This is a genomic window from Bifidobacterium sp. wkB338 (assembly GCF_003688325.1).
In the GTDB taxonomy this organism is placed as follows: domain Bacteria; phylum Actinomycetota; class Actinomycetes; order Actinomycetales; family Bifidobacteriaceae; genus Bombiscardovia; species Bombiscardovia polysaccharolytica.
Window position 1 is genome coordinate 36,140 of the sequence record NZ_NPOR01000022.1, and the last position, 21,294, is coordinate 57,433.

General features: G+C 59.0%; 11 protein-coding genes, 1 tRNA gene and 2 pseudogenes. 4 read left to right on the forward strand and 10 right to left on the reverse strand.

Annotation, left to right across the window (positions count from 1 at the left end; all coding sequences use genetic code 11):
- Nucleotides 1-18 precede the first annotated feature (18 nt).
- The 4 genes from CI603_RS04825 to CI603_RS04840 all read right to left on the reverse strand — a co-directional run bounded on the left by CI603_RS04825 (nucleotide 19) and on the right by CI603_RS04840 (nucleotide 6,927).
- Nucleotides 19-930, reverse strand: coding sequence for a carbohydrate ABC transporter permease (locus CI603_RS04825; protein WP_121913256.1), 912 nt, complete (start codon nucleotides 928-930; stop codon nucleotides 19-21).
- Nucleotides 931-939: 9 nt separating this feature from the next.
- Entirely contained in the window at nucleotides 940-1,800 is an 861-nt protein-coding gene (locus tag CI603_RS04830; protein ID WP_110425597.1) for a sugar ABC transporter permease, read from the reverse strand.
- Nucleotides 1,801-2,189: 389 nt separating this feature from the next.
- Complete coding sequence (locus tag CI603_RS04835; protein ID WP_121913288.1) at nucleotides 2,190-4,526, reverse strand: glycoside hydrolase family 3 N-terminal domain-containing protein; 2,337 nt, start codon at nucleotides 4,524-4,526, stop codon at nucleotides 2,190-2,192.
- Between the two features lie 148 nt (nucleotides 4,527-4,674).
- Complete coding sequence (locus CI603_RS04840) at nucleotides 4,675-6,927, reverse strand: exo-alpha-(1->6)-L-arabinopyranosidase (protein ID WP_121913257.1); 2,253 nt, start codon at nucleotides 6,925-6,927, stop codon at nucleotides 4,675-4,677.
- A gap of 323 nt (nucleotides 6,928-7,250) precedes the next feature.
- Here CI603_RS04840 and CI603_RS04850 point away from each other — a divergent pair, with 323 nt between their 5' ends.
- Nucleotides 7,251-7,874 (forward strand): TetR/AcrR family transcriptional regulator, encoded by a 624-nt coding sequence (locus CI603_RS04850; protein WP_121913259.1) that lies wholly within the window; start codon nucleotides 7,251-7,253, stop codon nucleotides 7,872-7,874.
- Nucleotides 7,875-7,944: 70 nt separating this feature from the next.
- Here CI603_RS04850 and CI603_RS04855 read toward each other — a convergent pair whose 3' ends face one another.
- The 5 genes and pseudogenes from CI603_RS04855 to CI603_RS04875 form a co-directional block, all read right to left on the reverse strand.
- Complete coding sequence (locus CI603_RS04855) at nucleotides 7,945-9,216, reverse strand: glutamate-cysteine ligase family protein (protein ID WP_121913289.1); 1,272 nt, start codon at nucleotides 9,214-9,216, stop codon at nucleotides 7,945-7,947.
- A 102-nt stretch (nucleotides 9,217-9,318) separates the two neighbouring features.
- Nucleotides 9,319-9,426 (reverse strand): annotated as a pseudogene (locus CI603_RS09100) (hypothetical protein); the annotation flags it as partial.
- A 252-nt stretch (nucleotides 9,427-9,678) separates the two neighbouring features.
- A complete protein-coding gene (locus CI603_RS04865) occupies nucleotides 9,679-11,034 on the reverse strand; it encodes a glycoside hydrolase family 30 beta sandwich domain-containing protein (protein WP_395947970.1) in 1,356 nt (451 codons plus the stop codon).
- A 328-nt stretch (nucleotides 11,035-11,362) separates the two neighbouring features.
- Nucleotides 11,363-12,007, reverse strand: coding sequence for a sugar O-acetyltransferase (locus CI603_RS04870; RefSeq protein ID WP_121913261.1), 645 nt, complete (start codon nucleotides 12,005-12,007; stop codon nucleotides 11,363-11,365).
- A gap of 1,952 nt (nucleotides 12,008-13,959) precedes the next feature.
- Nucleotides 13,960-17,616: pseudogene (locus tag CI603_RS04875) on the reverse strand (acyl-CoA dehydratase activase-related protein); the annotation flags it as partial.
- A gap of 495 nt (nucleotides 17,617-18,111) precedes the next feature.
- Here CI603_RS04875 and xseA point away from each other — a divergent pair.
- Nucleotides 18,112-19,398 carry an exodeoxyribonuclease VII large subunit gene (gene xseA / locus CI603_RS04880; RefSeq protein WP_395947971.1) on the forward strand — a complete coding sequence of 429 codons (1,287 nt, stop codon included), beginning with the start codon at nucleotides 18,112-18,114 and terminating at the stop codon, nucleotides 19,396-19,398.
- 96 nt (nucleotides 19,399-19,494) lie between these two features.
- On the forward strand, nucleotides 19,495-19,818 hold the full coding sequence (locus CI603_RS04885; protein WP_046322615.1) for an exodeoxyribonuclease VII small subunit: 324 nt from the start codon (nucleotides 19,495-19,497) through the stop codon (nucleotides 19,816-19,818).
- Nucleotides 19,819-19,824: 6 nt separating this feature from the next.
- Here CI603_RS04885 and CI603_RS04890 read toward each other — a convergent pair whose 3' ends face one another.
- Nucleotides 19,825-20,850: an endonuclease/exonuclease/phosphatase family protein gene (locus tag CI603_RS04890; protein ID WP_183122247.1), complete on the reverse strand. Its 1,026-nt coding sequence runs from the start codon at nucleotides 20,848-20,850 to the stop codon at nucleotides 19,825-19,827.
- Between the two features lie 195 nt (nucleotides 20,851-21,045).
- On the opposite strand from CI603_RS04890, the gene CI603_RS04895 reads away from it, so the two are divergent.
- A tRNA-Arg gene (locus tag CI603_RS04895) sits at nucleotides 21,046-21,118 on the forward strand.
- The last annotated feature ends 176 nt before the right edge of the window (nucleotides 21,119-21,294 follow it).

Sequence of the window (21,294 nt, forward strand, 5' to 3'; positions counted from 1 at the left end):
TCGATCCGTGACGACCAGTCAGCCCTTGACCGCACCGGCCATGGAACCGCTGATGAAATACCTCTGAACGAAGGGGTAAAGCACCAGGATGGGCAGAACCGTGATGATGATGGTCGACAGCCTGACCCCGCGCGAGGTCGTGTCCAGAACTAGATGACCCATGTTGGCGTTCTGTGTGGCCGCTTGGGATTGGACGATTATGTCGTACAGGCGCATCTGAAGCGGGTAGAGGGCCTCATTGTTGACATAAAGTTTGGTGGTCATGAAATCGTTCCATTGGGCCACCCCGTGGAAGAGGCCGATAGTGGCGACCCCAGGCATCGACAAGGGAAGAACCACTGACCGGAAGACTCTCCATTCACTCGCACCGTCGATACGGGCCGACTCCATCAGGGAGTCAGGAATCTGGCGGAAGAAGTTCATCAGGATGATGATGTCGTAATAGCTGAAGAGGGCCGGGATTATGTATACCCAGAAAGTGTTGAGCAGCCCCAAGGACTTGATCAGGAGGAAGGTGGGAATCATCCCACCGGAGAAGAACATGGTCACGATCCCCATGGCCGAGTAGAGCTTACGCCCTGCCAGGTAGGCCTTGCTCATCGGGTAGGCGAAGAGGGCGCAAAAGAGGGTGTGACATACCACTCCCACCGCCGTCTTGGCTACAGAAATGAACAGGGCGTTCCACATGGTCTTGTCCTTCAGGACATAGGTGTAGTTGTCCAAGGAAAACTCCTTGGGCCAGAAGGCCACCCCAACCCCCAGGGCCTTGGAGGAGGAGAATGATGAGATGACGATGTTCCATACCGGTACAACGATCAGGAGGGTGAAGACCACCAGAAGGGCGCAGTTGACGATGGTAAAAGTGACCGAACTGTGGCGGATCCTCCGGCTCGGAGCGACAGAAGCCGCATCTTGTTTGACTTTGGACATGGTTCCTCCTCAGAGCACCGACTGGTTGTCGTTGAGTCTCTTGCTCAACAGGTTGGTGGCCACCAGGAGGATGACCGATATGACCGAAACCCCCAGGCCGACGGCTGTGGCATAGGAGAAGTCGCCCTGTGTCAGACCCATTCTGTAGACGTATGAGTTGATAACCTCCGCCTTGGGTTGGTTCTGAGAGTTCATCAGGACCAAAGTCTGGTCCAGGTTGGAATTGAAGAGAGCCGATACGGAGAGAATCAGATTGAGGGTGACCATCCCGCTGATTTCAGGCAAGGTGATGTGCCATATCCGCTGGATCTTGGATGCCCCGTCCATCTCCGCCGCCTCATAAAGGGAAGGGTCGATGTTGGACATGACTGCCAGGTAGAGGATAGTACCCCACCCGGCCTCTTTCCACACGTCTGATAAGGAGGCTATGCCCCAGTACTTGCCCGCATCCAGAAGGTAGTTCGTATTGGCCTGGAAGCCAAAAATCTGGAGTATCTGGTTGAGCAGACCGTTGGATGAGAGCCAACTGATCATCATGCCTCCCAGAATGATCCAGGAGAAGAAGTGGGGCAGGTAGGTCAGGGTCTGCACGATTTTCTTGAAGGGCCCCCAGGGAACCTCGTAAATCATGACCGCCAGGATGATGGGCAGAATGAAGCCCAGTATCAATTTAATTGAACTGATGCCCAGGGTGTTCCAGACGGAATCCCAGAAGTATTTGTCCGACAAAATAATCCGGAAGTTGTCCAGGCCCACCCAGGGGGAGTCACCGATGGTATCGACGACGGTGTAGTTCTTGAAGGCCAGCACCAGACCATATATTGGAATGAAGTTGAAGACCACCATGAAGAGGATGCCTGGAGCGATCATGACCTGCAACTGCCACTGACGCCTGAAGCGGGAAAACCAGTGGCTTATAAGCCCCCCCCCCCGCGATGGGATTGTTGGATGTACGGATTCCACTTGCAACCTTGCTCCTTTCGCCTCGCCCGTCCCTCAACATTGAGCGGCGGTGTAGATAGCGAACCGCTCCTGCGCGGCGGGCCATCCCATACGAATCAGATTGGATTTCCACTTACAGAATTTATCTTACTCATGAGTAAGTAATTAGTCAAAGAGAATCGATTTATAATGCAGCCGCCTCGAGATGGCGTAATGATAGGGACGATCCGGCCCCGAAGGAAGTGCCGGGGAATCACCTCCGGTAAGCCCTTCGGGGCCGGATTGCTGTGATGGGACCAATTGTGCCCCTTGGCTCCTTAGACGGACCGGGTCCCGGTCACACTGAACCGGACCGCTTGGAGGTCGTCCTCATTGGAGGAGTGGCCGATCAGGAGATCGAACTCCCCATCCTCGACGACCCGGTGGGCCGAAGAGTCGACGATGGAACAGGCGGAGACCGGAATGTCCAATTCGACCTGGGCGGTCTGACCGGGTTCCAAGCTGACCCTCTTATAGGCCTTGAGCTCTCGGTCTGCCCAGGTGACCGATGTAACAAGATCCCTCACATAAGCCTGGACCACCTCCACACCGGGTCGGCCGCCGGTGTTCATCAATGGGATACTGGCGTGGATAACTTGGTCGTGGGCAAAGGGGCCGGGACCCCCCTTGATCGAGGGGCGTCCATATTCAAAGGTCGTGTACGACAGGCCTTCGCCGAAAACGAAGGCGGGATCCTGGGTCAAGTCGGCGTACCGGTTGCCATGCTGACCACGGATCTGATTGTAGTAGACCGGTAGCTGGCCCACGTGCCGGGGCATGGAGATGGGCAGGCGACCCGAGGGTTCGGTCAGGCCCAGGATTATCTCAGCTATGGCCCTTCCACCCTCCATACCGGGGCTAGGTGCCCAGATTAGAGCGTTAGCAAGGTCGGCCTCGGCCGGAAGGACCAAGGGCTTGGAACTCATTAGAACCAGGCAAAGGGGCTTGTCCTCCTGGCTGCAGACATCGACAAGGGCTCGGATCAGGTCAGCCTGCCCACCCATAAGTTCGAGGGTAGCCGTCGACCGCCCCTCCCCCGTCAGTTGGACCAAGTCGCCGACGACGGCGATGACCGCATCAGACCGCCTGGCCGTCTGGACGGCTTGATCCAGCTGGTCCTGATCGGTGGGAGCTGACTGGGCGATCTTGGGCCTGGGCTGGCCATCATGGAAGGTCGGGCCGGCAGGATCGTCCACCATGGTAATAATATCCGCCCCTCGGGCATAGTCCACTTGCCAACCTTCAGGAAGGAGGGAGGTCAGACCGTCACGAACAGTAACGATCATCTCCCTGGGTTGACCCTGGCGCATCCAGGGCACCTGGCCTGAAGCCCCGGACCAGTCTCCCAACTGGGACTGGGCATCATCGGCCAGAGGTCCCACCACGGCCAGCCTGTGGACACTCTCCTCCTGTCGCGGTACCATTCCGGCCTTCAGAGGGAGAGAACCGTCGTTGCGCAGAAGAACAACCGACTCACGTGTCAGTTCCAAGTTGGTGCGCTTGTGCTCCTGGGAACCTATGGTCGTCCGGATTCTCTCCCGGTCGGGCAGACGGGGATTCTCAAAGAGTCCCAGCCGGAACTTGACGGCCAGAATCCTGCCCACGGCCTGATCCAGCTGGTCCTCCTCCAGAATGCCGGAACGGACGGCCTCCAAGGCCCCTTCGTAAAACTGGGGGGTAGTCATCATCAGATCGTTGCCGGCCTTGACAGCATCGGCTGCCGCATGAGTGTAGTCGGGCTCTATATGTTGCTCCCACACGGTGCGGCCCACATTGTCCCAGTCCGTCACCAGCATCCCCCGGTAACCCCACTGCCCCCTCAGGACCTCATCAAGGAGCCAGTGGTTCAGAGTGACCGGAGTACCGTCAATGGCTTCATACCCCAGCATGAATGATCCGCAGCCCTCCCTGGCGACCCGCTCGAACGGGGGCAGGAACCACGACATGAGCTTGCGGTGGGAAAGGTCGGCCTCACTGGCATCCCTGCCCCCCTGGGTCTCCGAATAACCCGCGAAATGCTTGGCGCAGGCCATGATAGCGTCCTTGGGAAGGGGCTCTCCGGCCTTGGCTCCCCCCTGGTAACCCTTGACCATGGCCGAGGCCAAGTCTCCGATCAGGAGGGGATCCTCCCCAAAGGTCTCATCCACCCGGCCCCAACGGGTGTCCCTGCTGATGCAGAGGACCGGCGAGAAGGTCCAATGGACCCCGGTCGCTGACACCTCCTCGGCCGTGACCCTGGCCGCCTGACGGACCCGTTCGGGGTCCCATGAGGTCGCCATGCCCAGCTGGCTGGGGAAGATGGTGGCCCCAGGCCAGAAGGAGTACCCATGTATGCAGTCGTCGCCTACTATCAGGGGAATCCCCAGCCGGGTCTCCTGGACGGCCATAGTCAGTGCCCCGGGCAGATCATCAGGGCTGGTGTGGAGGATGGATCCGACGTGTCTGCCCAGTATGAGATCCGGCAACCACTCCTTCCTTCCCTCCAGCTGCATCATCTGACCAACTTTCTCCTCCAATGTCATCCTGGACAGGAGGTCCTGGGTCCTTTCCCCCTCGGGCAGGGTCGAATCCTGGTACGGCATACCCCTGATCGGACGTTGATCTTCGGTTTTCATCTCTGCCATTCTTGTTCCTTCTCGAGCCTCATCTTGATGCATATCTCTGTCTCTGCACTGATCAATCGGTCTGGCATCGAACCATCCGGCCGCCGATCTCCCCGTGTCCATTGACTGGATAACAGCGACCCGAATATGGGTGTCGGACTCACTGGACCCCGGTCTGGCGCGCGTATTCATCTAAGAGGAAGGAGGTCATCCTCGTACCTCCTTCGCCAACCAGGACGGAAAATGAATTAATCGGCATGCCAGCCAGGAAAGAGGCGGGAGAATCATCCGCATCGTCCAACTTAGGCAGATGGCCGGCCTCCCCCTCTGCTTTCATCTTCTGGACGATGGGCCCACCGACCGGATCATCCTCCCATTCGCGCAGGGTGGACCATTCGTTCAGGGGAAGTCGCTTGCCGTCGCCGGGCAGGTCCACGTCCACCTGTGCGCTTATGTCGCGGCTGGAGGAGCCCACCTGGATTCCATAGGTCCCTTTCTCCACATGCCAGTCGCCATATGCCTCCGACCAGTATGCAAAGGCCCGGGAATCCAAGTCGATGACAACTTCAGCGCTCTGACCTGCCTTCAGGAAAACCCTCCTAAACCCTTTGAGTTCGTGGACCGGGCGTGAGACCCGATGCGAGCGCGGAGCCACATAGACCTGAACCACTTGGGCGCCGTCCACGTCTGATAGGTTGCTCACCCGTGCCGTCACACGCACTCCTCCCCTTCCGTCAGGAAGGGCGCGGATATCGTCAATCTTGAATTCGGAGTAACTCAGACCAAAGCCGAAGGGGTAGGCCACCTCCTTGTGGAAGGTGTCATAGTAGCGATAGCCCACATAGATGCCCTCACCGTAGTCCACATGGCCTTCCTCACCAGGCCAGTTGACCATGGAGGGGTCGTCATAGAGGTCCATGGGGATGGTCTGGGCCAGCTTGCCCGACGGAGAGACATCCCCGTATATTACGTCAGCCAGGGCCTGCCCGCCGTTCTGACCCAGGAGCCAGGCCTCGATGATCCCTCTGGCCTGGTCCCTCCAGGGGGTCAGAGAGACCACGGATCCGTTGGAGAGTATGACTGCAACGTTTGGGTTGATACCGGAGATGGCCTCCAGGAGCTCGATTTGTTTGGCGGGGATGTCCAGGGTTTTCCTGTCGAATCCCTCAGACTCGGCCTCCTCGGGGAGCCCCATGAAGAGAAGAACCTTATCGGCCTTGGAGGCGGCCTGGAGTGCCTGGTTCGTCAGGCTCTGGTCCTGTTCAGCCTCATCAAGGGTGAACCCGGGGGCGAAGTCAACGACCTGTCCCCTGTCTGCCGCGGCATCCAGGAAACTGGTGATCCTGGTCGGGGTGATGTGGGAGGATCCGCCACCCTGATAGCGGGGGGTGCGGGCGAACTCGCCGATCACAGCCACGGATTCTCCCTGCTTGACCGGAAGAATACCCCCCTCATTCTTGAGAAGGACCATGGATTCCAGGGCTGCCTGACGCGCTACCTGATTGTGGGCCTCCACGTCGTATTTATAGCCCTGGGTCTGCATGGCCGGACGGGTCTTGTTGACCAGGTCAATCATCCCCTGAGCCATCCGGTTCAGTTGTTTTTCGGACAAGCGGCCATCCTGTACCGCTTTGACGACCTGGTCATCGGTGAAGCTGGGTGGCATCTCCAGGTTCAGACCAGCATTGAGGGATGCCACCCGATCATGGTCGGCCCCCCAGTCGCTCATTACGATCCCCTTGAACCCCCACTCGTCCCGCAGAACCTTGGTGAGGAGCCAGCTGTCCTGGGCGGCATGGACCCCGTTGACACGATTGTAGGCGCACATGACCGTCCAAGGCTGGGCGGCCTTGACGATGTGTTCAAAGGCCGGTAGATATATCTCACGTAGGGCACGCTGACCCACCCTGGCCGACACGTGCATTCGGTTGGTCTCCTGGTTGTTGACGGCGAAGTGCTTCAGCGAGGTTCCCACCCCCTTGGACTGGACGCCGGTGACGATTCCCACTGCCTCGTGGCCAGCCAAATAGGGGTCTTCCGACCAGAATTCGAAGCAACGGCCACCAAGGGGATTGCGTTTGATGTTCACGCCGGGGCCCAGGATAACCGCCACCTTTTCTTGGATACACTCCTCGGCCATGGCCTGACCCACCCGGTCAACAAGGTCCGGGTCCCAAGAGCTGGCCATTCCCGCAGCCGGTGGGAAGCAGGTGGCGGGGACCGATTGGTTCACATCCACATTGCCTGTAGAACTGTCGGCCTTGCGCAAGCCATGGGGGCCGTCGGTGATCATGTACCCGGGGATCCCCTTGCCTTCCACCGACTGCAGGTGCCAGGCATCCTGCCCCGATGTCAGACTGGCCTTCTCCTCAAGGGTCAAATCTTTGACTGTGGGATATTCTGTGTTACTCATACTCTCCGCTCCATGCTTCCTTGCCTGTTACGTTCCTTTTCGCATACACACTCGGTGTATCTCTCAGCCAGTCGTGCAGGTCCGTACTCTGCCCAAGACCCTTCCGGAGCCCATCCCGGAAAGCCAAGCCAGGGTCAAGAGGGCCAATCTGACGAGTCTCGTGGAACTGACCAATTGGTAGGTAGATTAGCATTTTCATAGGGTCGACACACCACCGACGCATGGCTTCACAGGTAACCAGATGGTTGGTAACCTTCCTATAACTGAGTTCCTGACCGGGTGGTTTGGACTGAACTAGCCAGTGGGGGCGGAAAGAGACTGCGATGGCGGACAGGGACAGCGGCAAAAGAGCAGATGATGGGTTGCCCCGCCGACGCGGGCGCGCCAGCAGGCAGGCCATCATCGAGGCTGCAGTCGCATCCTTCGGCATGAGGGGATATTACGGGACCACCCTGCAGGGTATAGCCGACCGGGTTCACATGACCAAGGCCGGTGTCCTCCATCATGTAGGCAGCAAGGACGGCCTCCTGCACCTAGTAATGAACGAGATATACGACTCCGAGACGGACCGGGTGCTGGACCGCCTCATCAGGAGCAAGAACCAACCCCTCCTGGCCGAAATGTGGCGGCAGGTGGTCGCCATCAACGCCGGTCGCCCAGCTCTGGTCCACATGTTCTCGACCCTGAGCGCCGAGGCCCTTGATCCCCACCACCCAGCACATTCCTATTTCGAGGACCGCGAGCGCGGCAGTATTGACACTGCCATGAATATTCGGTGGGCCCTGCCGGAGGGCACAAGTCTGCGTCCATTACTCCAAGCTGGATACAGCATGATGGACGGAATCCAGCTGCGCTGGTTGCGCACCCCCGGTCAGGACCTTAATCAGCTCTGGGCCGCCTGTGAGGAGGTCATCTTCCCCCTGCCCACCTGGAGCGGCTATCGCTGAGGGACAGAATCCCATTCACATCGCCACAGTCGTTCTGGGGCATGAACCCGGCCGAACCAGAACGCCCACCCTAGACCTGGAAGACATCAGGGTGTACCGGGTCGCCGGGCAGATTGTCCAGGCTGTCTTCCACACCAAGCAGGTTTCCCCACTCATCCAGCGATCGTCCGTAGGGCCTGGCCTGGGATCCCCTAGCCTGGAGGTCGGCCTTGGCTGCGAAAACGTCAGCTTCCTCCAGCTGAGAACAGAAAGCCGTCAACCGCTCAAACTGGGCTTGGTCGTAGAAAGTGTCCCCGACCACTCCGGTCAGACGAATCGCTCGGGCTATGGGTAAAGAGTCCCAATGCCTGAGTTCCACAATCTTCTTCAAACGGACGTCATTGAAGTGGGTGGATAGGATGTGACCCACCTCGTAGTCGTTTAGGCGGCGGTCCGGGTAAACATCCGCAGCGTTGTCCTTGAAGGCCACACGACGAAGACCTTCCTGTTCCAACCCGGCCGCTTCGGGCGTATGTGTCAAATCCACGTACATGAGCGGGGTCGACAAGAGATCCACCGCGTAATCCTCCCAGCCAAAGTCAGGATCGAAGAGGCCGGGGGATATGTTGGTTCTCTGGAAGTCGGTGAAATCCCAGATTCTCTGACGTAGGAGGGGATAGGGGTTGGGTCCGCCCTCGAACCAAGGTGAATTCTTGAAGAACCATGAGATCACTGGCCCCAGTGCGGTTCCCACCCTGAGCTTGGCTACGGCATCGGCCTCATCCCGATAGTCGATGCTTACCTGCGTGGATGCCGAACACCTCATCATACAGAGGCCATACTGACCCACTCGACCTAGGTAGTCGGTCATGGCCGCATAGCGGTCCTTGGGGACCACTTTGATATCGGCATAGCCGGACCGTGGCTGATAGCCGTAGTTAACCAGGCGGAATCCCATTCTGGAGGCAATCGGGTCAAGTTCCTGACGGAAGGACTGGTAGAGATCAACCAACTCACCCAGGGTTCCACAGGGCCCTATGGATGATTCGACCTGACTCCCCGGTTCCAGGGAGACCTTCATCAGCGGTCTGCCCAGACCCAGAAGGTGGCCATTCTCCCAGTACTCCTCTTCATGCCTGTAGTAGGGGCGCAAATCCTTCAGAAGGTTTTCCACGCCGTCCCGGCCATAATAACCGGCAGCCTTGTCGTCCCCTCTGCGCACAGGCAGATGCTCTATTTCGACACCATAGCGGAATTCGCTGTCAGGTTTGCACCCGGATTCGAAGTAGTCGACCAGGCTGGCCACATGTTTTGGGTTCACCTTCGCACCCAGGTGAGCGTACGAAACTCTATGCCTCATTATCACCACTCTAGTCTACGCAGAGGGGTCGCGGATCCCGGATTAGGACAGGCCTCAGATTCTGTCATCCGTCTAGCTTATAATTCCCGCTTTCTTATATGGTGGTCAGGGAGTCCTTGCCAGCCAGACGGGGACGGCATGGGTGGGTGTACCCACGATGACCTGGATGCCGAGGCGCCTTTCGGCATCCAGTACTCGGCCCACATGGCTGAAATCGAATACACCGAGCTAAGACTCCAAGGTTCCCGAAGTGGATTCGGGAATACGCATTGTTGTGATACCGACGGACTTCATCATGGACATGTCCTTGTCCACCCGCTCATAAACCATATATTCATCATAGTAGGAGCATCCGAAGATGAGCCTGTCCGGAAGGCGCCTGTTACCTTGGAAAGCTGGGTGGTCCGTGGTCCGAACCACGTGGTCTGACATGATGAACTCCAATCTTAATCCACGAGATTCAATTCATAGGACGAAGGTGTTGAAAGATCGTGGCTCCAGGGTCACTTGGAAACCTTGGCTCCTTTCGCTATCCCCTCCGGGTCCAGAGAAGGAGAAGGGCATAGCGCGGTCCAGGGCGTTCTGGGCCACGACAACGACCGATCCATCCGGATTTTCGAAGGCGGTGGCCATGGAACTGAAATGGCCGCGAGTATCCAGCAGGCGAGCGCCCGGGCGCACATAGTGCGAGTAGTGGCGTATGACGTAGTACTCGGGATTTCGCCTGACCTGGCCGGTTGTGGTGTCGACGGAGAAGAGGGAGTTCTGCCGCCAGCCCCAGGTGGATATGCCCTGGCCCAGGACCATGTTCCAGTAGGTATAGCAGGTGGCTCCAGCACGAAGATACCGGTTGACCAGCGAGAAAACGTATTCGGCGTACTCCCAGGTGTTGCCGCCCATGCCACATTCGGACTCGGTCTGCTCCAGCTCAATCTCAGGCCAGGACTGATGGGTGCGCTCGATAACATGCTGGCCGGCCCACTGGTAACCGATGCCGGCGATATACCTACGGCAGTCCTCATCGAAAAGGATGTTGTCCACATACCGGTTGTAGTTCTCCAGGATCATGCCTTCGGGGCCGAACTCCATATCCTCGGGACCATTGAGCGTCCCCAGGAAGATGGCCGTATCCGATGCCTCTTTGGCGAAGAGGGGGCCCAGATGGTCACGGATGAAGATGCGCATGTCCTCGCTGGACCAGAGGCAGGAGGGGAACTTCTGGTCCGCAAAAACCTCGTTCTGCACATGCAGCTGATCAATGTGGATGCCACGGCGATCATACTCGCGCACATATTCCAGAAGATAGCGGGCATATGCAGTGAGATTGCGCTCGCTCATGTCGATTCGCCCGAAATTATAGACCTTGGGCCGTTTCATCCAGGTGGGCGGACTCCAGGGGCTGGCGAACAGTCCCATGTTCGGCTGATACCTCTGGGCCTGTCGGATGTATGGAATCAGGGTCTGCTCGTCGTGGTCGACGCTGAAATGCTCCAGGTCGTAGTCGCCGTCGGTCTCGTCGTAGCTGTACCAGCTCGCGGCGAAGTCGTTGGCGCCGACCGGGGTCCTGTTGAAGGTCAGATTCAGCTCATCAGGGCTGAAGAGCTCACGGATGACCCCCTCACGTTTCTCCTCCCCCAACTCCTGCAAGGGCAGCCACCCCAGCTCATTGAAGCAGCCGCCAAACCCTCGCAGAGCCTGCAACTTACCGCCGGTGCATTCCAGATCGGGCGATGACTCCAGAGTCGAAAGTGCCAGAGGATGTTCCTGCATGGCTTGCTGGCGAGTGGTTGCTATCCAGATCAGTTTTGCCTTCTTATTCATGAATCTTCTGCTCCTTTGCATAGCGTTCCTATATGCCCATTCACCCAGCCGGAATACCCGGAGAGAACAGGTCACTTGATGTTTCAGTCACCAGGATAAAGACACATCCCGGCAGAGCGAAACAATAGCCATGAGTAAGGCTGCCGTATACCCTCAACGGTACGTGAGCCGAGAATCGGCTACGTCCGAGAATGGGACCGGTTCAAGGAGCTGATCAAACCCAGGCATCGCCGAGGCTAAAACCGTGCCCGCCGGAATTAAACCAGCACACGGATGCCAGACACCAGACTGCAGAGGAATCCAGGGAGCCAGCTCTCAATCAACCCGCCTAATCCATTATGAAGGGCCGGGCATCATAAGGCGGATGAAACCGGCGATCCCTCCAGAAGAATTCATAATCGTGGTCATTGATGGGGCGGACGACCTTGCAGGGATGGCCGTAGGCGACCACGTCGGAAGGGATGTCCTTGGTGACCAGGGATCCTGCCCCGATGACCGTGTTGTCTCCGATGGTCACTCCCGGCATGATGATGGCGCCTGCTCCGATCCACACATTCCTGCCGATGTTGACCGGAACCGTGAACTGGGGCGTTCCATAGGAACGTATATCGGGGCGAATGGTGTGCCCGGTGGTGACGATGGTGACGTTGGGCCCGAACATGGTGTGGTCGCCTATGTCAATGCGTCCATCGTCTACCAGAACCAGGTTGAAGTTGGCATAGCATTTGCTCCCCCAGTAGGTGTTGCAGGCCCAGTTGGCCCGCACTGGCCCCTCAATCCAACTTCCTTCGCCGAATGAACCGAACATCTGCTTGCAGAGATCCTGCTTCTTTTCCACCTGGCTGGGACGACAGGCATTGAATTCGAAGACCAGATCCTGCTGGGCGTCCTGGACCTGCTTCATTTCGGGTGTATCGGCAATGTATATCTGGTCGGTATCCAGCAGAGCCTTGATCTCTTCGCGGCTGGTCATGGGAACCCCCCTATTTCCTTGATCTTCGTGGTTCAGCAGTTCCGAGGCCGACGCGTTGGCTCCAAACACCGGCCTCGGCCTAGCGGCTACAGGCTCTCCAGAACCTTCTCCTCGTCCTGGACGGGTGCTGCCTGCCCCGCATCCAGACCGGTCGCCTCCGTTGCTTGGAAGCCGTCGTCGGCTTTATGGTCCTGGCTGAGCTTTTGCTGGTCGCCCGGCTTCTTGGCAGCGGCGATCATCAGCTTGATCCTGTTGAGCTGGTTGGCCTCCGAGGCGCCGGGATCGTAGTCAATCGAGACAATGTTGGCCTCCGGGTAGGTCCTGCGTATTTTGCCGAACATGCCACGTCCAGTCACATGGTTGGGCAGGCACGCGAAGGGCTGTGCGCAGACGATGTTGGGAGCACCGGACTGAATAAGCTCGATGATCTCTCCAGTCAGGAGCCAGCCCTCTCCGGCTTGAACACCCAAGGAGGTGACCGAGGCGGCCTTCTCCCTCAGATCGCTGATGTGGGCGGGGATGTCGAACTTCCCATGGGAAGCCTTGAAGCCGGCAATCATCGGGGCACGGTAGACATCCGCAGCCTTGAGGACGATCTTCTTGACACCCACCTGGCCGCCTGTCCCCAGCATCTCTTCATTCCATTCGGCGTTGGAGATGCCGTTGACCATGAAGTCGCAGACACCGGGGAGCACGGCCTCGCAGCCCTGGCTCTCAATCAGGTCAACCACGTGGTTGTTGGCATCGGGATGGTACTTGACCAGAATCTCCCCGACTACGCCCACCCGGGGCTTGCGGGGAATATTGCGCAGCGGCAGCTGGTCGAAGGCCCGGATCATCCGCTTCATCAGCGTGCCATAGGGCAGATAGCCGTGGCCGTACACCTTCTTGGCAGTCTTGGAGTACCCGTGGTGCTCGATGGTTTCCTTGCAGATCGTGTCCCAGAGCTTGTAGAGCTTGTTGGCTGATCCGGGCTCCTGCTCGTAGGGGCGAACCCTGAGCAGGCACTCGATCATGGCATCGCCCAGATAGAAGGCCTTGACGGCGCGGTGCAGCAGGGCTGGGGTTACCTGAAGACCAGGGTTGGCCCGGAATCCCTGGACGCTCAGCGTAATGATCGGGACGTAGCCATAGCCCGCATCAGCCATGGCCTTGCGCAGAAGGCCATAGTAGTTGGTGGCCCTGCACATGCCGCCGGTCTGGGTGACGATTACCGCGCACTTGTGCGGGTCGAATCTGCCGGACAGGAAGGCGTTGACCAGCTGCCCCACCACGATGATGGCAGGGAAGCAGGCATCGTTGTTGACGTACTTAACCCCGGTGTTGATGTCTTCTGCCGTGGCATGCTTCAGGAGCTCGAAGTGGTAGTCGGCACTGGAGAAGACCGCCTCCAGGAGGGAGAAGTGCACCGGAGACATCTGCGGCGCTACCACTGTGAATTTATGCCCCATTTCCTTGGTGAAGCGATGCTCAGTGGCGTACTTGGACAGGGTCGGCTTGGCAGCGGCTCCGCTAGCCTGAACATTTTTGCCCTGGTTGTCGGCTTCCTGCTCCTTCTGCTTTGAGGCCATAGTCTCCCGGATGGGCCTGATGCCCATGGGATGGAGGCCTATCAGACCCTGGTCGCTCTTGTCGTGCAGAGCCACAAACCGGGCCATAGCCGCAATGTCGGCCTTGCGCTGGGACAGGTTGATCTTCTGTGCATTGGTAGACCGGAATCCGCCCGATTCCGGCTTGTCAGTCGCATCCGCATCCACTGCTTCAATATGGCTGGCAAGGTCTCGCGAATCTTGAGAGTCGGATGATTTCTTCGCCTGCGCCTCCGCCTGAACCAGGTCAGTCGATGTGTCAACATTCTCGACCATGACATTATCCTTGGCCGCGACCTTGGCAGGCGCCTGCTCCTTGGCTGGGACTTCCTTCTGGTCTTCGCTGTCCTCCTGGTTCAGATCCCGCTGGTGGCGTTCGTCCATGGCGGCCTTCAGCGAGCGCAGACGGATCTTGGCTGCACCCAGGTTGGAGACCTCGTCGATCTTCAGCTGCGTGTAGACATCGCCCTTGTCGGCCAGGATCTCCTGGACCTGGTCGGTGGTGATGGCATCCACGCCGCATCCGAAGCTGACCAGCTGGACCAACTGCAGGTCAGGATACTCGGAGACGAACCTGGCTGCTGAATAGAGCCTGGAGTGGTAGGCCCACTGGTCGGTCACCCTCAGAGGCATCTTCTGATGGTCGTCACCAAAGCCCGGCACGGTCTTGCGGAACTTGGCGGCCGTGGGATTGTTGGAGGCCAGGGCCCGCTCCCCCGCCGCCGGAATGATGTAGTCGCTCAGCTTGGGCAGTTTATGCACGTCCAGCTCGCAGATCGAATCCTCTGAAAGCACGGCCATGCCCAGGGAGCAGATGGTCTCGGGAATGCCGTGGTTGACCTCGGGGTCCACATGGTATGGGCGACCCGACAGGACCACGCCCTTGACCCCGTATTCCTGCATGTAGGCCAGGGCACGAAGCCCCTCCTGGCGGACGTCCTCCTTGAACCGGGCATCCTCACGGTAGGCTTCCTGGACAGCCGTCCGGGCCTCTTCCTCGCTCACCTTGGCCCAGTCGAAGACCTTGACGATCCGCTCGACCATCTTCTCCTTGTTGGACAGGTTGAAGTAGGGCCGCATGAAGCGGACGCCGTTCTCCTTGAGCTCGGCCATGTTGGCCTCGATCACCACCGGGTAGTTGGCCACGATGGGGCAGTTGTAGTGGTTGTCCGTATCGGGAACCAGCTCCTGCTCATAGGTGACGCAGGGATAGAAAATGGTCTTGATGCCCTTGTCGACCAGGGAGTGAATGTGCCCGTGGACCAGCTTGGCCGGGTAGCAGATGTTCTCGGAGGCGATGGACTCCATCCCGCTCTCGAAGAGCTCGTGATTGGACCGCCCAGAGATCATGACCCGGAAGCCCAGTGAGGTCAGCAGGGTGAACCAGAAGGGGTAGTCCTCATACATGTTGAGCACACGGGGGATGCCGATATCGCCCCTGGTGGCCTTGTCCGGGGTCAGCCGACGGTAGGCGAAGGCCCGCTTGTACTTGAAGTCGTAGAGGTTGGGCCTGTCGGAGCGCTTCCTGTTCTTGTCTCCGCCACGTTCGCAGCGATTCCCGGTCACATAGCGGCCGCCATCCTCGAATTCGGTGATGGTCAGCTTGCAGTGGTTCTGGCAGAGCTTGCAGACATCGTGGGTGGTGGTCATGGAGAGGTTATCCAGATCGTCCCCTGCCAGTATGGAGCTGACCACATGGCCGTTCTCCACTTTCAGACCAGGCAGGGTCGTCTTGAAGCTCTTGTCGTTCTTGGAGGCAACGTTGGCCGAGGCGTTTGCGCCAATCTTGTTGGCGGCGGCCGGCGACAACCTTGACGTGGTGGAAGCCGGAGCCATATTAGGGGTAGTGGGCGTGCTGCCCACGGACTTTCCCCCGTCGACCACGTTCACTGAAGGGTGGGCCATCTGGGAGCTGACTGCAGCAAAATCCGCGATTTCTTCATTCTGTGGGCAGTGCATACGGGCCGTCAGCGCAGCGCCATAGGCTCCCATGAGCCCAGCGATATTGGGCCTGGTCACCTTGCGACCGGTCAGGAGCTCAAAGGCCCGCAAAACAGCATCATTGAGGAAGGTCCCTCCCTGGACCACGACCACCGGCCCAAGGGCATTGGCATCACGCAGTTTGATGACCTTGTAGAGGGCGTTCCTGACCACCGAGTAGCAGAGCCCGGCGGCGATGTCCTCCGGGGAAGCGCCCTCCTTCTGAGCCTGCTTGACCGAGGAGTTCATGAAGACTGTGCAGCGGGAGCCCAAATCAGTAGGGGCTTCGGAGGCCAGCGCCTGCTTGGTGAACTCCTGGATACTGATGCCCATGGACTGGGCGAAAGTCTGCAGGAAGGATCCGCAGCCGGCCGAGCAAGCCTCGTTGACGCAAATCGAATCGATGACCCCATCGTTGACGGCGATGTACTTCATATCCTGCCCGCCGATGTCGATGACCGAGGTAACGCCGGGGCTGATCTCCTCAGCTGCACGATAGTGGGCCATGGTTTCGACCACACCCTCGTCAACATGCAGGCCGGCCTTGACCAGGCCCTCACCATATCCGGTTGCGCAGGCACGGGCGATATAGGCACCCTCCGGCAGGGACTTCCTGACCTCCTTGACGATGTTGGCGGCGGCGATCAGCGGACTGTCCTTATGCACTCCGTAGGTGGACCAGACGATGGTCTTGTCGTCGTTGATCAGGACGGCCTTGATGGTGGTGCTGCCCGCATCAATGCCCAGGAAGTGCGGCCCCTTGGCCCCAGACAGATCCCCGGTGGGGATGATCTCGGCACCATGCCGGTCGTTGAACTCCTTGCGCTCGTCTTCGTTCAGGAAGAGCGGGCGTATCGTTCTGGCCGTGGATGGCATGTTCTCCAGGCCCTTCAGGGCTGAGAGGACGCCATCCAGCGATGTCAGATCAAAGTTCATCTCTTGATTTTGGATGGCATTTTTGGCGGTTTCTGTCGCCGGAACCTTATTCTCACCGTCCACCAAGGTAGTGGTGCGGCCGTCCTGCATGGCATCCTGCAGAGCCATCTTGTCCAGGCTCGAAGCCTTTTCGGACCGCGCCTTGTCGACCTCCGCCTGGTCCAGCCCCCAAGCCGGACCGAAGGGGTCGTTCACATCGGTTTCTGGCGAGTAGTCGGTCTTGACCTGCGCTGCATTATCCTGGTCGTCCTGCTCCTGACGACCAGCCATGATGGCAGCGCCATAGGCCACATAGAGGTGCGCGTTTTCAGGGATGATATAGCGGCTGACCCTGTCCTGGAGGATCCGCTTGAAGGCTTCCCTCAGCTCGCTCATAAAGAAGAGGGGCCCACCCAAGAAGATCACGTTGCCGCGGATGGGACGTCCGCAGGCCAGCCCGGATATAGTCTGTGTGGCAACGGCGTTGAAGATTGACGCGGCCAGGTCCTCCTTGGCGGCTCCATCGTTGATCAGGGGCTGCAGGTCGGACTTGGCGAAGACCCCGCAACGCGATGCGATGGGATAAATGGTCTTGTATTTGGAGGCCATATCGTTCAGGCCTGAAGCATCGGTGTTGAGCAGAGTCGCCATCTGATCGATGAAGGCTCCGGTCCCTCCTGCGCAGGATCCGTTCATCCGCTGCTCCGGAGTAGGCTTCAGGTAAGTGATCTTGGCATCCTCGCCGCCCAGCTCGATAATCACATCCCCTTCGGGATAGGTGGCGTTGATGGCCTCGGTCTCGGCGATGACCTCCTGGGCGAACTCGGCCTGAAGCTGGCTGGCCAGTTCCAACCCGCCCGAGCCGGTGATCACCAGGCTGATGGGATTGCCGGCCAGACCAACCCGTGACAGGGAAAGCTTGATATCCGTGACCAGTTCCGCCACGCACTGCCGCACATTGGCGTGGTGGCGGCGATAGTCGCTGAAAAGCGCCTGATCCAGCCTGTCCCCTGTGCCAAGAACCACGGCCTTGACTGTGGTGGAACCGATGTCCAAACCCACACGCAGGAGATCCCGCGGTCCTGTGCCCTTATATCGACCCGCTATGTCGACGCCATCAGACATGAAACAACCTCAATCCGTGAGACCGCCGCATGATGGGGTTGAAAAGCAGACACCACATCATATCCGGCTTGCTTTATTTATGCTACCGCCAGAGCGTGAATAACTTTTGCAATATCGGGGAATCAAGACTGTCACCTTTGACACAGTCGCCAGCAAAACTGCTGCCGGTACAGGCAAACCATAGACTAGTGCAGCTGCATCCAAGCATTGGTTGCAACCTTTGCCCTCCACGCTTTCCCCTCGGTCCCAGCCTCCTTGCAAGTGGGAAAATGCCGCTGTGCCCTCGGCGAAATCGACTCAGGAGCAGCCGGCAGAGGACCTGTAGAGGACTTGCAGAGTATATGGAATTGTCCCCGTATTGAGAGACCCTGAAAGAACATTTCCTTCTCCGACCAACCCGAATACCGCCTTGTACAGGCTATGCCAGATGAGTTGGTCGGGCTGGCGGAATCGAAGGTCAGGAGGCATCAGGTGCGAGCATACATGGGTTCGAGCATGCAGGGATCAATGGGCGCACCTGCTGGACCAGCATCGTCAGGACTGGCCCCCAAGCCCTTGGATCAGCTGCCCCGCCTGGCACGAGATACCACCGAGGAAGACCCCTGGCCCGTCAGTGTGCTCAGTCAGAAGTACCACGACGCAGTGGCCCGCTGGCCCGGAGCCTGGGTGGAGGGCCAGATCGTGGAGATCAATACCCGCCGGACCGGTTCCGCCTATCTGACCCTGCGCGACAACTTCGAGGACATCTCTATCAACGTCATGGGCTTCCGTGCCTTCGCCACCCAAGCCAGGGAATTCCGCCAGGGCGACCGTGTGGTGGTGCACGGGCGGCCCGACCTGTGGATCAAACAGACCCGTTTGAGCTTCATGGCCGACCGGATCAAACGTGTAGGCACCGGGGATTTAAAGGAGCAGATCGATCAGCTCAGGCGCAAGCTCAAGGGCGAGGGACTCTTCGATGCGGAGAACAAGGTTCCTCTGCCCGAATTCCCCCGGCGCATCGGCCTGATCTGCGCACCGAAGGCCAGAGCCGAGGGGGATGTGATCACCAACGCCCGTCTGCGCTGGCCCACTATCGAATTCTCCGTGGTGCACGCCCACGTTCAGGGTCCCCAGTGCCCGCCCGAGGTGGTCGAGGCCATCCAAAAGCTGGATGCTGATCCTGCTGTGGATGTGATCATCGTAGCCAGGGGCGGCGGCAGCTTCGAGGATCTGCTCGGATTTTCGGACGAGTCGGTAGTCCGGGCCACGGCAGCATGCGTCACCCCCATCGTCTCGGCCATCGGCCACGAGGACGACTGGACCCTTATCGATCTGGCGGCGGATCTGCGCGCCTCCACCCCTACTGATGCAGCCAAGCGAGTGGTGCCCGACCTGGTCGAGCAGGAGGGAATCATCCAGGAGGCCCGAATGCGCATAAACGCGCGTATCGAAAATATGGTCCAAGGCGAGACGCGTTTGATTGAGGGATATGCCAACCGCCCCAGCCTGACCAAACCGCAGACCATGCTGGACAAGCCCCAGCGGTTGGTTGACGAATCCTTGGTTCGCCTGGACATTGCCCTGCGGCGGATCGTGGACGATGCCTCCTTGACCGTGGAGAAGCTCCAGTCCTCGCTGACCGCTCTCTCCCCCCAATCCACGCTGGACCGCGGATACGCAGTCGTGCAGGCCCTGGACGGGAAGGTGATCATCAGCCCCCAGCAGGTTCAGGCCGATCAGGATCTGACTTTGACCGTCAAAGAGGGCCGAATCGAGACCAAGGTCGTCAACGGGCAGTGACCGATTCCACGAGGTCAGTCACATATAATCGTCCGCAATAATCATCCACAGTATTGAGGAATTTGATCAACTCACCAGATAAGAAGAGGAGCAGGCATGAGCGACACCGACGAGGCGCAGACCAAGGAGCAGAGCGAGGAACAACCTGTACTGGCTTCGGCCTTGAGCCAGAAGGAACGCGATACCATCGCCAAACTGCCCTATGAGCAGGCCCGAGACCAGCTGATCCAGGCGGTTCAAGCTCTGGAGGCCGGCGGCCTGGACCTGGATGCCTCCATGCGTCAATGGGAAATCGGCGAGGCTTTGGCCAAGCGAGCCCAGGAGCTGCTAGGCCAGGTGCGAGCCAAGCTCGATGCCGCCCAGCAGGAGCAGGCCAGCGCCGGAGCCCAGGCTGGCACACAATCCAACTTGGATGCCTGAAGTTCCCTACTCCACCATCACCGTGGCCAGCAGGGCTGCATGATCCGAACCTGCAATAGGTACGGCCTGCAGCTGATTAGCTCTGATGTCACGGTCCACCACAACATGATCGATGGCCGCCAACCTGGGCAATGGGGCCCTGTCAGCCGGCCAGGTCATGCTCATGCCATGCCCGGCCTGACGTGCCCCATCGCTGAACCGCTCCCCTAACATGTCTCGGAAGACCGCATGGTCATAAGTTGCGTTGAAGTCTCCCATCAGCACGTATCGGGTGTGCTCGTGGTTTCGCAGCTTTCCCAGGTCGGACACGCTGCGTCGCCAGGCATTCCAACTGCCAGGTTGCGGCGAGGTGGTATGGACCGAGACAAATCTGACGCTGGTCTTGCCTCTGCCGAAGTCGATGCTGGCCGCCGGCATCATGGAGGAGCGAGATCCCACGTCGTCCCTTGAGGGCGACTGCATTGGCGCGGCCGTCCAAAGACCGTTGGCGTATTCCTTCGAAGATGTGGAAAGCTGCTCGTGGGGCAGATAGCGGTCGATGCCGGCCTTGTGCAGACGGTCCACAAAATCCTTGCTGACCTCTTGCAGAGCCAGCACCTCGACCCGGTTGTCGCTGACAGTCTTGACTACCTGATCGGCATCGGCCTGTCCTTTGTAGACGTTCAGCGTCATGACCCGGGCCACATCGTCGTATCGGTCGGGATGCTCAAGAGCTACGAGCTGATCAGCTTGGCCATTGAGCTCGGGTCCTTCCTGGTAGAAGGGATACTGCCAGTAGACATTCAAGGCCAAGGCGGCGATAAGAACCAAAGCCGTGAACCATCGTGAAGACATCAGAGCCAGGAGCAGGGCCAACAGACCCAAGAGGATGAACCAGGGCGTCAGAGCGGCCAGATCCGGCAAATATGGGATCGACGACAGCCATGCCGGACAGGCACGCGCCGCCAGAGCCAGCAAGCTGGCCAACGCCAGCAGCCTGGCCACCCACCCAAAGACGTGCCTCACCAGGAAGGACTGTCTGAATCTCGCCATGGTCTCCTCCAGAAAATCATCGCCGACCCGGTCCCCTTCCAAGGAACACACAGTCAGCTCGACCGTTGAGCAATTGTAAACCACGACCATATGGCGGACGGGTATATGAACCTAACTTCTCCAGAAAGGGAACGGTGCTAGCCCGCACACCAGCGACCTGCCCAAGTCCCACTTCGTGGTACAGTAGTTTCCGTTGCCCCGGTAGCTCAGGGGATAGAGCACTTCTCTCCTAAAGAAGGTGTCGTGCGTTCGAATCGCATCCGGGGCACCCTAAAGGTTCAGGCATAAGGAAGTACTTGGCCTTGCTCTCCGCAACCATTTCCCAACCCTAAGGCTTTCCATATTCTGGCGAATCGCCAACGGGTATCCCCCGCTACTAGCTTCCGCACATGTACATTGGAGGAGGTTTCGGTGCCGCTAGTCGAGCTTATACGCGGTCTGGCT

Excerpts from the sequence above, each read along its gene's own strand:
- xseA (WP_395947971.1), top strand. The coding sequence starts at position 18,112 with ATGCAGGGATCAATGGGCGCACCTGCTGGACCAGCATCGTCAGGACTG.
- CI603_RS04870 (WP_121913261.1), bottom strand. The coding sequence starts at position 12,007 with ATGACCAGCCGCGAAGAGATCAAGGCTCTGCTGGATACCGACCAGATA.
- CI603_RS04865 (WP_395947970.1), bottom strand. The coding sequence starts at position 11,034 with ATGAATAAGAAGGCAAAACTGATCTGGATAGCAACCACTCGCCAGCAA.
- CI603_RS04840 (WP_121913257.1), bottom strand. The coding sequence starts at position 6,927 with ATGAGTAACACAGAATATCCCACAGTCAAAGATTTGACCCTTGAGGAG.
- CI603_RS04890 (WP_183122247.1), bottom strand. The coding sequence starts at position 20,850 with ATGGCGAGATTCAGACAGTCCTTCCTGGTGAGGCACGTCTTTGGGTGG.
- CI603_RS04835 (WP_121913288.1), bottom strand. The coding sequence starts at position 4,526 with ATGAAAACCGAAGATCAACGTCCGATCAGGGGTATGCCGTACCAGGAT.
- CI603_RS04850 (WP_121913259.1), top strand. The coding sequence starts at position 7,251 with ATGGCGGACAGGGACAGCGGCAAAAGAGCAGATGATGGGTTGCCCCGC.
- CI603_RS04830 (WP_110425597.1), bottom strand. The coding sequence starts at position 1,800 with ATGATCGCTCCAGGCATCCTCTTCATGGTGGTCTTCAACTTCATTCCA.
- CI603_RS04885 (WP_046322615.1), top strand. The coding sequence starts at position 19,495 with ATGAGCGACACCGACGAGGCGCAGACCAAGGAGCAGAGCGAGGAACAA.
- CI603_RS04825 (WP_121913256.1), bottom strand. The coding sequence starts at position 930 with ATGTCCAAAGTCAAACAAGATGCGGCTTCTGTCGCTCCGAGCCGGAGG.